Annotated in this window: 11 protein-coding genes; 4 read left to right on the forward strand and 7 right to left on the reverse strand. The window is 64.3% G+C overall.

Features of this window, described 5'->3' with window-relative positions; translation table 11 throughout:
• Window positions 1–57 precede the first annotated feature (57 nt).
• The gene (locus AB0O58_RS23460) at window positions 58–2,091 is read left to right on the forward strand and encodes a prolyl oligopeptidase family serine peptidase (protein WP_366238858.1); all 2,034 of its coding nucleotides are present in this window, start codon (window positions 58–60) and stop codon (window positions 2,089–2,091) included.
• A gap of 2 nt (window positions 2,092–2,093) precedes the next feature.
• Here AB0O58_RS23460 and AB0O58_RS23465 read toward each other — a convergent pair whose 3' ends face one another.
• The 3 genes from AB0O58_RS23465 to ppk2 form a co-directional block, all read right to left on the reverse strand.
• On the reverse strand, window positions 2,094–3,110 hold the full coding sequence (locus AB0O58_RS23465; RefSeq protein ID WP_032373716.1) for an alpha/beta hydrolase family protein: 1,017 nt from the start codon (window positions 3,108–3,110) through the stop codon (window positions 2,094–2,096).
• A 127-nt stretch (window positions 3,111–3,237) separates the two neighbouring features.
• Complete coding sequence (locus tag AB0O58_RS23470) at window positions 3,238–4,071, reverse strand: alpha/beta fold hydrolase (RefSeq protein WP_027498426.1); 834 nt, start codon at window positions 4,069–4,071, stop codon at window positions 3,238–3,240.
• A gap of 1,084 nt (window positions 4,072–5,155) precedes the next feature.
• A complete protein-coding gene (ppk2, locus tag AB0O58_RS23475; protein WP_045840630.1) occupies window positions 5,156–6,100 on the reverse strand; it encodes a polyphosphate kinase 2 in 945 nt (314 codons plus the stop codon).
• Window positions 6,101–6,381: 281 nt separating this feature from the next.
• Between ppk2 and AB0O58_RS23480 the strand changes: the two genes are divergently transcribed.
• The gene (locus tag AB0O58_RS23480; protein ID WP_027498428.1) at window positions 6,382–6,588 is read left to right on the forward strand and encodes a PspC domain-containing protein; all 207 of its coding nucleotides are present in this window, start codon (window positions 6,382–6,384) and stop codon (window positions 6,586–6,588) included.
• An 80-nt stretch (window positions 6,589–6,668) separates the two neighbouring features.
• Here AB0O58_RS23480 and AB0O58_RS23485 read toward each other — a convergent pair whose 3' ends face one another.
• Entirely contained in the window at window positions 6,669–6,812 is a 144-nt protein-coding gene (locus AB0O58_RS23485) for a hypothetical protein (protein WP_366238859.1), read from the reverse strand.
• Window positions 6,813–6,974: 162 nt separating this feature from the next.
• A complete protein-coding gene (locus AB0O58_RS23490; protein WP_027498429.1) occupies window positions 6,975–8,387 on the reverse strand; it encodes a glucose-6-phosphate dehydrogenase (NADP(+)) in 1,413 nt (470 codons plus the stop codon).
• Window positions 8,388–8,436: 49 nt separating this feature from the next.
• On the opposite strand from AB0O58_RS23490, the gene AB0O58_RS23495 reads away from it, so the two are divergent.
• Window positions 8,437–9,039 carry a hypothetical protein gene (locus tag AB0O58_RS23495; RefSeq protein ID WP_032381215.1) on the forward strand — a complete coding sequence of 201 codons (603 nt, stop codon included), beginning with the start codon at window positions 8,437–8,439 and terminating at the stop codon, window positions 9,037–9,039.
• A 28-nt stretch (window positions 9,040–9,067) separates the two neighbouring features.
• Here AB0O58_RS23495 and AB0O58_RS23500 read toward each other — a convergent pair whose 3' ends face one another.
• Window positions 9,068–9,640, reverse strand: coding sequence for an isochorismatase family protein (locus tag AB0O58_RS23500; RefSeq protein ID WP_032365156.1), 573 nt, complete (start codon window positions 9,638–9,640; stop codon window positions 9,068–9,070).
• Between the two features lie 21 nt (window positions 9,641–9,661).
• Between AB0O58_RS23500 and AB0O58_RS23505 the strand changes: the two genes are divergently transcribed.
• Window positions 9,662–10,468: an MOSC N-terminal beta barrel domain-containing protein gene (locus AB0O58_RS23505; RefSeq protein ID WP_366238860.1), complete on the forward strand. Its 807-nt coding sequence runs from the start codon at window positions 9,662–9,664 to the stop codon at window positions 10,466–10,468.
• On the opposite strand, the gene AB0O58_RS23510 is transcribed toward AB0O58_RS23505, so the two are convergent.
• Complete coding sequence (locus AB0O58_RS23510; protein WP_027498433.1) at window positions 10,433–10,753, reverse strand: hypothetical protein; 321 nt, start codon at window positions 10,751–10,753, stop codon at window positions 10,433–10,435. The two genes, AB0O58_RS23505 and AB0O58_RS23510, sit on opposite strands and share 36 nt — an antisense overlap.
• Between the last annotated feature and the right edge of the window lie 137 nt (window positions 10,754–10,890).

The raw sequence follows: 10,890 nt of genomic DNA on the forward strand, positions 1-10,890 counted from the left end.
CCGGTAGCCTCGCACGCGTCCTGCACCCGACCGCACGTGTGCTGCTAGAACTGTGCCATGGCTTTCTCGGACGACCCGTACCTCTGGCTCGAAGACGTCACCGGCGACGACGCACTCGCGTGGGTACGCGAGAAGAACGAGGTGACGATCCAGGCGCTGGCAGGCGAGCGTTTCGACGCCACCGTGGCGGGTGTACGCGAGATTCTCGACACCGATGCGCGGATCCCGTACGCACGCAGGCGCGGGCAGTTCCTCTACAACTTCTGGCGCGACGCCGAGCACATCCGCGGAGTGTGGCGACGCACCACGATGGACGAGTACCGCACGGACGAACCCGCATGGGACGTCCTGCTCGATCTCGATGCCCTGGCCGCCGACGAGGGCGAGAACTGGGTATGGGGCGGCGCTCAGGTACTGCGCCCCGACCAGCTGCGCGCTTTGGTGACGCTGTCCCGAGGCGGTGCCGACGCGACGGTGGTACGCGAGTTCGATCTCGACTCCCGCACGTTCCGCGCTGCGAAGGACGGCGGTTTCACGCTGCCCGAAGCGAAGACCGACATCGGCTGGATCGACGCCGACACGGTCTTCGTCGGCACCGATTTCGGACCGGGGTCCCTGACCGAATCCGGCTATCCGCGGATCACCAAGAGATGGCACCGAGGCACCCCGCTCGCCGACGCGGAGACCGTCTACGAGGGCGAATCCCAGGACATCTCGATCTCCGCGTGGCACGACCGCACGCCCGGATTCGAGCGCGACTTCGTGCAGCGGTCCACCGACTTCTACAACTCCGAGACCTACGTGCTCGACGGTACGGCGGTGACCCGCATTCCGACGCCGACGGACGCATCGACGTCGGTCCACGATAACTGGCTGCTCGTTCGGACGATGACCGAGTGGACCTACGACGGTGTCACCCATCCGGCGGGCGCTCTGCTCGCGGCCGACTTCGACGAATTCATGAGCGGCACAGCATCTCTGACGGTTCTGTTCACTCCGGACGAGCACACATCCCTGCATCAGTACGCCCGGACCGAGAATCATCTGCTGCTGGTGACGCTGCAGGATGTCCGCACTCGTCTGCATGTACTCACACCCGGTGCGCACGGTTGGGATACGACCACCGTCGACGGGCTGTCGGAGTTGGCGTCGACCGAGATCATCGGTACGGATGCCGAGGAGAACGGGGACGAGTTCTTCCTCGGCTCCTCGGGTTACCTCACCCCGGCCACGCTGTTGGTCGGCACGGTCGGCGGCGCGCTCGAGGTACTGAAGCAGGCTCCCGCCTTCTTCGACGCGGACGGCATGACGGTGCAGCAGTTCTTCGCGGAGTCGGACGACGGCACCGCGATCCCCTACTTCGTCGTCCGACGCGGCGACGCAGGCCCCGGCCCGACACTGCTGTACGGCTACGGCGGCTTCGAGATCTCGATGACGCCCGGCTACAGCGGAGCGATGGGTCGAACGTGGCTCGAGCGCGGCGGCACCTACGTCGTTGCCAACATCCGCGGCGGCGGCGAGTACGGACCGTCCTGGCACACCCAGGTGTTGCGAGCGGGCCGGCATCTGGTCCACGAGGACTTCGCCGCGGTCGCGCGCGATTTGGTGGCCCGAGGGATCACCACCGCCGACCGCTTGGCCGCCCAGGGCGGCAGCAACGGCGGCCTGCTGATGGGCATCATGGAAACGAAGTACCCGGAACTGTTCGGGGCGTTGGTATGTCAGGTCCCGCTACTGGACATGAAGCGGTACCACCTGTTGCTCGCGGGAGCGTCCTGGGTGGCCGAGTACGGCAACCCCGACGACCCCGCCGAATGGGAGTTCATCTCGCAGTACTCCCCGTACCAGAACGTCGTGGCCGCGTCCGAGCGGAAGTACCCACCGATACTCATCGCCACGTCCACCCGAGACGATCGAGTCCATCCCGGACACGCGCGCAAGATGGCTGCGCGGCTGGCCGAGCTCGGTCAGGACGTGAGCTACTACGAGAACATCGAGGGCGGCCACGGTGGGGCGTCGGACAATGCGCAGCTGGCGTTCAAGACCGCACTGACGTACGAGTTCCTGTGGCGGCACCTCGAGAGCCGGTGATGTCAGTCGGCCAGAGCCTGCTCGAACATCGGCCAGGAATTGTGGAGATCGTCCTGCCAGTATCCCCAGGAGTGCGTGCCGCGTTCCCGTAGCTCGAAATGGGCTGGGATGTCCAGCTTTTCGAGCGCGCTCTTCAGTCGACGGGTGCAGTCGCCGGTGGCGACCTCGATGGCACCGCCCACCACCATCTGGTTCAGCAGCACGAAACCGGGGCCGTTGGGGTTGGTTCCGTCGAAGGTGTCCGATGCCCCCGCCAGGCCACTGCCGTTGGAGATGTACAGCGCGGTGCCGCGCAGCTTGTCGGCGTTGACGACGGCGTCGTTACGCACCCAGTCGGGGTCGTCGTCCGCGCCCCACATGTTCTTCACGTCGGCTCCGAGCGCCATCGATACAACGGTCTTGACGTACGCGCGGCCCAGCGGATCGGTGGTCGAGGCGCAGCCGCTGTAGGAGCCGACCGCCCGGAAGAGACCGGGGTTGTGCGCCGCCAGATTGAGCACCGACGTAGCAGCCATCGAGATTCCGGCAATGACGTTGCGGCCGTTGGTCTTCAGCAGCTGGTCGACGAGTGGAGGCAGTTCGCGGGTCAGGAAGGTCTCCCACTTGTTGCGGCCGAGCACGCGATCGTCGTGCTGCCAGTCCGTGTAGTAGGAATAGGCCCCACCGACGGGAGTGACCACATTGACGTTCTTGTCCGCGAAGAACGACACGACATCGGTCTGGGTGTACCAGTCCATACCGTCCACCCCACCGCCCGCGCCGTTGAGCAGGTACACGGTAGGGCTCGGTTCCGCACGGTCCGGCGATCGAAGAATCTTCAGGGGGATGATCCGCTCCATCGCGGCCGAGTACACGAACGCCGTCATGGCGACGGCATCGGTCTCCTCCGTACGCACCACGTACGACGTCGACGCGTCGGGCGCGGCGAGGGCCGTGCCCTGCGCGGCCGACGCAGCGATACACGCGGCCACGAGCACAGCCCTACCGATCCGACGAGCTGTAGCCCCCAGGCCGTTCATACACGTGCTCGCTATCTTCGGCAGAACAGAAGTTGAGTCACTAGCGTTATACACCAGAACGGGCGCGGAGTTGGAACTTATCGCATGAATTAGTCCAAACGACCGTATCGTTCGGCACGGGGTTGTGTCAGCGGTGCATCCACCGCTCGACCAGGTCGGCCACCGCGGTGGGATTGCGGATCCACCCGTTGTGGCCCAGCGGCTCGTCGATGTGTTCGGTGGTGATGTCGGCGTTGGCAAGCTTGGCCGTCAGATTCTCCATCGAACCCTTGGGGGCCAGATCGTCGCCCTCGATGGTCACTGCCAGCACCGGTAGGGTCAGCCGGCCCATCCGTTCCTCGTAGTCGATATCGGCACCGGCCGGCTCGATCGAGCCCGTTCGGGCGAACCTCGACCAGTCGTCGATCAACACTCGTGATTGACGACCGAATCCGCCGACCCCGATGCGGTCCCCCGGCCAGAACCCGGCGATGTTGCTGGTGATCGCCATCGCCGCCGCGCCGAAGTACAGCGGGACCCCGCGAGTGGTGCCGAAACCGCGGTGGTACGGCGACCCGGACGCCACCAGGATCAAGCCACCGAGCCTGCCTCGAATTCGGGCGGCGTACATCGCGCCCAGTTGTCCGCCCATACTGTGGCCCAGCAGATACGGGGTCGCGGCGGGGAACTGCTCGCGCACCACCTCGAAGATCGCCGGAAAGTCGACCGAGACCAATTCCTGATATCCGTACCTGCTCGACGAACTCGGCTTCGGCTTACTGTCCCCCTGGCCCCGAAGATCGCCGATCGCAGCATGGAATCCGCGGGCGACGAGCGCTTCGGCGAACAGCCGGTAGTAGCCGCCGGGGATGCCGAGACCCGGGAGAACGACGATGACGGGCGCATCGTCTCGGCCCTCACTCGGAAACAGCGTCACCGGCACCGTCGAACCGTCGGGCATCTGAATCGGAACCGTCTGCATCGGCCAACCCTATGACGGTGCGACCGCACCTTCCCCAGGGCACTACCTCACAGGATGATCGGGTGGTAGCTACCGGTCGACCAGCTGAACCAGAACAATTGACTGTTGATGAATCCGACTACGGCTTCGAGCATGGCACCACCTCTATTACCGTCGATACCGAGCGCATCGAGGATGAGGTTCAGGTCTACCCGGTCGGCGGCGAATCATCGACCGCTGGAGGATATTTCGGTCGACCGAATGACACTTCGAAACCACGAAAACCGGGCCCGACGGTAGTCGGGCCCGGCTTCGGGGTCGGGCTTCAGCTGGGGAGCGTGCCGGGGATGTTGACGACCGAACCTGTTCCTTCGGAGCTGCCGACAGCGAGCAACTGCAGCAACAGCGAGAGAAATTCCATCAAAACTCCTTCGAGAGAGGGGGATTCGCCGCCGACGCGGCGTCGCGAGCCTTACTGTTCATCGATTCGGCTCCGGTCTGCCGTCCTGGCCGAGGCCTACGGCGCGGAGCCGGGATGTCAGTCGGAGGAAGAACTGATACCCGAGAAGAGCTGGATGAAGATTGCCAAGAGGTCACCGAGTTCAGCGGACATGCGACAGGCTCCTTGTTGTTCGAGGGATGTGCAGATCGAACGTGACGGTCGTCACTCGATTACCTCTGCATGAAGATTTCTACCCGAACGGATAACGTTTCGTACACGCATTGGCATCGAAAAGTCAGAAATCTTGGTGAGCTGTCACAAAACGGTCACGGAGACGAAAAGTCGCGGCCGCCCCCGACAGCGACCGCGACTCGTGGACCGACGAATTACGCGGCGCTACCCGACGTCAGCACGCCGACGATCTGCTCGACGATCGCGTCGACGATGCCGTCGTAGACTCCGGTTGCAATGTCGGTGATGAACTGCGCAGCTGAACCCATGAGAACTCCTGATGCTCGTCTCTTCGTACAGCCGTAGGTAATACGGCCTACCACTTTCCTACCGCAACCATCGGCGCGGTGCACAACGCGGCACGAACTCGCCGCTCGGATACCGAAGCGACGCAGGACGTTCACCGAGCAGACCCCGGTAAGTAGCCCAGAATTATTCTCCGAGCACGTCTTTCGCGCGACCGACGAGCAACGGGTCTGTTTCGCCCACGATCTCGGAGTCCTTGTTGGCGTAGTCGAACTTGTTGAGCACGAACCGCATCGCGTTGATCCGCGCGCGCTTCTTGTCGTTGCTCTTCACCACGGTCCACGGTGCTACGTCGGTATCGGTGGCGCGGAAGTTCTCTTCCTTCGCAGCGGTGTACGCATCCCACTTGTCCAGTGACGCAAGATCCATCGGCGACAGTTTCCACTGCCGTACCGGATCCACCTGCCGGATCGCGAAGCGAGTGCGCTGCTCGTGCTGCGACACCGAAAACCAGAACTTGGTCAAGCTGATGCCCTCGTCCACCAACATCTGCTCGAACAGCGGTGCCTGCCGAACGAACTGTGCATGCTGCTCCTCGGTGCAGAACCCCATGACCCGTTCGACACCGGCACGGTTGTACCAAGACCTGTCGAACATCACAATTTCGCCGGCCGCAGGCAGATGCCCGATGTACCGCTGGAAATACCACTCCGTCGACTCCCGCACCGACGGCTTCTCCAACGCGACGACGCGTGCGCCGCGGGGGTTGAGGTGCTCCATGAACCGCTTGATCGTGCCGCCCTTACCGGCGGCGTCGCGACCCTCGAAGATGATGACGTGGCGTCGTCCGGTGTCCTTGGACCACATCTGCAGCTTGAGGAGTTCGATTTGCAGCAGCCGCTTTTCGAGTTCGTACTCGGCGCGGGTCATACGCTCGTCGTAGGGGTAGTTCTCCCGCCACGTGTCGACGACGTGACCGCCCGGGACCGTCAGCAACACCGGGTCGTCGTCATCGGAGTCGTCGACGACGAACCCCGAAGTATCGGCAAGATCCACGGCGGTCGTGATGTCCCGCACGTCGCTGAGATTCTTGCGTGCAGCCACGCCGTTGCGGAGATCGAAGTCGGTCATGCGCCGAAAGTTAGTGCTCATCGGTGACCGGTCCATGGCGATTCGGTGAACACCGAGCGCAACCGGACGCATCGGACACGCTTCCGGTCTGCAAGGGGGACGGACCGGAAGCGACCGACACATCCGACCGTAATCCTCGCGCCGACAACAGGTCGAGTGTCCGCGTCGTAAAAGTCACCGAACTTGTTCGGCGACCCGTTTCTCGATCGTTCGATTCTCCGGGTCGATATGGGTGAAAGCCCCGATGTGCCCACAGGCGTCGGCGACGCAGACTTCTCACCATGACATTCGAGAGCAATTCCCCCAGAGAATTCACCCTGTCCAACTCGCAGAAGATGATCGGAGGCGTCTGCGGCGGTATAGCCGACTACTTCGGCTGGGACGTCAACCTCGTTCGCGTCGCCACCGTCGCCGGTGCAGTGCTCAGCGGTGGCACGGTCGTACTGATCTACCTGGCTGCCCTGATGCTGATGCCGCGCCGCCCGTGAGCTCCCGGGACCGAGGAAAGGCCCGGCATCCTCGGCGGTGGAGGAGCGGGGCCTTGCCGTCGGACTTCGCGGAATGGGGCCTAGCTGGAGCCGAAGCTACCGGTGCTTCCGCCGAGCAGTCCGTCGAGGAGTTCACCGAGACCATCGGTGAGGCCACCGGTGATGCCACCGTCTTCGCCGCCGCCGAGGATGGGCAGGAGGCCGGTGAGGAGATCGAGGAGCATGGGTAAGCCTTTCGAAAGACACGTCGTGGCCCGAGTCGGAGGGTGACCAGGCCACAGGAACATAACGTTCCAGACGCGATCCATTCCATCGTTTCGGACAAAAAGGACCCACCGGCTGTTTCGGGGCTCGAAAGCCGACCCGGGTCTTCGCCGTTCCGGTGATCAGTCCTCGGTTTTCCCGGTGATCAACCAACCGCAGGGCGCTGCCAGATCGTCGGCTTCCGTCGGTCCCATCGAGCCCGGCGCATAGTTCTTCACCGCGGGCGGATCGTTCAACAGCGGTGCCGCCACCTCCCACACGTGGGCCAGGCCGTCGGGTCTGGTGAACAGCGATCGGTCCCCGTTCAGTACGTCGAGGATCAGACGGGAGTACGGGCTCAACGGCTCCGCGTCGGGCACCGATTTCAGCGGCAACGACAGATGCCCGACGGACAGGTCGAAATCCGGTCCGGGTTCCTTGACCGTCATGGCGATATCGATGCTGCCGTCACCGGACAGGTCGAACGAGAGCACCGCGCCGTCTTCGGGCAGCGTCGACAGTGGACTGTCGGCGGGCTTGCGGAACACCAGCGACACCCGCTGCGCTCCGGCACCGAGCATCTTGCCGGTACGAAGCAGGAACGGCACCCCACGCCAGCGATCGGTATCCACCCACAGCTTCGCGGCCACGAACGTGTCGACCGTCGAATCCTCGGCAACGCCGTCGACGTCGCGGTAGCCGTCGTACTGCCCCAGAACCACCTCGTCGGTGTCGAGTGGACGGAACTGCCCGATCACCGTTTCGCGAGCCGACTGAAGATCCTCGGCCTTCAACGACGCAGGGGGTTCCATGGCCACCTCGGCGGCCACCTGGAACAGATGGGTCACCAGCATGTCCAGTACGGCACCGGTCTCGTCGTAGAACTCGGCGCGGTCGTCGATGTCGAGTGTCTCGGGCACGTCGATCTGCACATGCTCCACGTGCTCGGAGTTCCAGATGCCGCTGATCATGCCGTTGGCGAACCGCAGCACGTGCAGGTTCTGCGTTGCTTCCTTACCGAGGAAATGGTCGATGCGATAGACCTGTTCCTCCTTCACGACCTCGTGCACGGCCTTGTCGAGTTCCTCGAAGTTGTGCTGCGAGGTGCCGAAGGGCTTCTCGTACACCACTCGGGAACCCTCGGCGAGATCGTGTGCACCCAGGGCCTTCGTGTAGTCGACGAACGTGCTCGGCGGCAGCGCGATGTAGTGCACCAGCTGTGCGTCGTCACCGATCTCTTTCCTGGCGTCGGCGACGACGTCGGGGAGCTTGCCGGGATCGTCGACGGTGAAGCCGTTGCCCGCGAATCGGATTCGCTTCGAGAACGCCGACCAATCGTCGTCGGCCACGTTCTCGGCGAACTCGTCGAGCACATCTTTCACGTGGTCGCGGAACTCGTCGTCGGACGAGTCCTTGCGACCGTTGCCGATCAGGATCCATTTCTCCGGCAGCAGGCCTTCGACGTGGAGTTGGTAGAACGACGGCAGAACCATTCGCTTCGCGAGGTCTCCGGTCGCGCCGAACAGGACGAATACAGTGGGTTGCGAGGACGCCATGACCTCCACTATGCACCGCATAGTGCTACCTAGGTGAGAGTGCACGAAGATGACCAGATCACGGTTTCACGGAGAGATCTACGGGGTAGGTACGACGTCGGGAGTGCGCATCGTCGTCGGACACTGGACGCGCTCGCCCCTCGGCGAATTCACCGATGTGATGGTCCAATTCGCGGACGGTCGACGCCTACTCGTGGCCCCGAACGAGGCGGTACGTGAATTCGTCACGGCGACATACTCGTTCGATTCCACCGAGCTGGTACCGGTCACCTTCTCCGACCAGCCCGACGGGTGGCGGTCCGTCGTCGCCGGGGATCTGTCGGTACGCATCCGAGTGGCCGGGCCGACGGTTCTCGGCCGCGCCCTGAGCCTCGTCCCCGACGCCGTGTCCACCGCACCGTGGTTCTGCACGATCAGCGACCCCATCGCCCGAGTGATACTGCGCGGAGTGCGAACTCGCGGCAGCGCCGGCGGAGGCAGGCGCGAATACTACGGAGCCAGGCACCAGCACCGCGTCGTCGACGTCGTCGCATCCTGGCAAGGAGAGGACCTCGGCTCGCTGACGCCCGTCACTCCCCCGGTGACGTTCGGTTTCGGCAGCACCCCCGCGGCACCGTCGGTCACGTCCATCACCACCACGATCGACTCGTAGACCACTGCTGTTTCACACCACTGCTGTCTCACACCACTGCTGCTCCGACTTCGCGGAGTTCGTCGAGAGCTGCTGCGGAGGTCTCGGGAGCGACCCCGGCCACCAGATCGGTGAGAACCCGAACGTCCAGGTGCTGTGCCACTGCATCTTTCGCCGACGCCAGCACGCAGTAATCGGTGGCGAGACCGACGATGTCGACGGCCGTCACCTCGTTGGCGGTCAGGATCTCGGACAGGGATGTTCCGTCCTCGGTGACGCCTTCGAACGCCGAGTACGACGGTCTGCCCTGCCCCTTGTAGACATGCACGTCGACGCTGCCGGTTCGGTAATCCGGGTGATATTCCGCGCCGACCGTTCCCGCGACGCAGTGCACGGGCCACGTGGTGACGAAATCCGGGGCAGCGTCGGTGGCGAAATGTCCACCGTTGTCGCTGTCGCCGTCGTGCCAATCACGTGAGGACACCACGAGATCGTAGTCGTCGCCGCTCCGGGCGAGGTACGCGCTGATCCTGCGCGCCACCTCCCCACCGCCGACCACGGCCAACGCACCACCCTCGGTGAAATCGTTCTGAACATCGACTACCAACAGAGCACGAGTCATGTGTCCCAGTATCCTCGACGGGTGCGCGTGTCGTCTTTGGTGACCTATCCCGTCAAAGGATGTGCCGGTACGGCACTGGACTCGGCCCGGGTGAGCACATCCGGTCTCGAACACGACCGAGCGTTCATGATCGTCGACGCGGACGGCTCGTTCCGCAGCCAACGCACCGATCCCGTACTGGCCGTCGTTCGCTGCTCGGTGGAAAACGGCTCACTGACACTGCGCCACGAGAGCGCAGGGAGCGTCACCGCCGTCGTCGATCGTGATTCCGCGGGCCGCGAGGTCACGATGTTCGGCACGCCGCTGCGGGGCATCGACCAGGGCGACGACATCGCCGCCTGGCTCACCGACGTCATCGGCGAGCCCTCCCGCCTCGTCGCCGCGCCCCGCGATCACGGCCGCGTCACCGACGGAATCCGTCCCGGTTCGGCCCATTTCGCCGACAGCGCCGCCGTCCACATCCTCTCGACCGCCACGCTGGCCGGTCTGAACTGCCGCCTCGACGCCCCGCTGCCGATCGACCGATTTCGGCCCAACATCGTCGTCGACGGCTCGCAGGACGCTCATGTCGAGGACGAAGTGCGCGACATCTCGATCGGCGACGCACGATTGGCGTACACGAAGCTGGCGATCCGCTGCGCCGTCACCACGGTGGAGCAGAGCACCGGTGTTCGCACCGGACCCGAACCCCTGCGCACTCTCGGCACCTACCGCCGGGCTCGGCAGAAGGGCGTCGCCTTCGGTTCGAAGTTCTCGGTGATCGAGGAAGGAACCATCTCGGTCGGGGACGAACTACGCGTCGAGACCTGGGGCGAGTCGGAGCTGTAACTCGAACGGCATGTGGTTCGCCCACCCGTTTCGAGCTCGCAGCCGAAGGTGCTGTTCTGCACCGAGTTCGACGCGTCGCCGCCCGATGCCGAGTGCGGATGTCGTGCCGCGATAGCGGATGAATGCGGTGAGCTCGTGGCCGCCCGGTGCCAGCTCGTAGGTCGACGGTTCCGACCACGACTGGCGATGCTCCACGCCGTCGATCGTCACGAACGGCCGCGCCAGCGTGCGCACCAAGGACGCGTTCACCCAATGTGGAGCGAACTCGATCTCGATCGTGCTCACGTCACGCCTCCCTGGTGCGCTGAGTGTCCACTGTTCGGCTCCGCAGGCGGGATCCGGGCTGTTGCGATTTCGATTCGGCTTCCGTTGTGTGGTGTCGGACGGCGGAATCAGTGGGACCGCGGCCGGGCCACCGACCT

The organism is Rhodococcus sp. NPDC080181, from assembly GCF_040702225.1.
GTDB lineage: Bacteria > Actinomycetota > Actinomycetes > Mycobacteriales > Mycobacteriaceae > Rhodococcoides > Rhodococcoides fascians.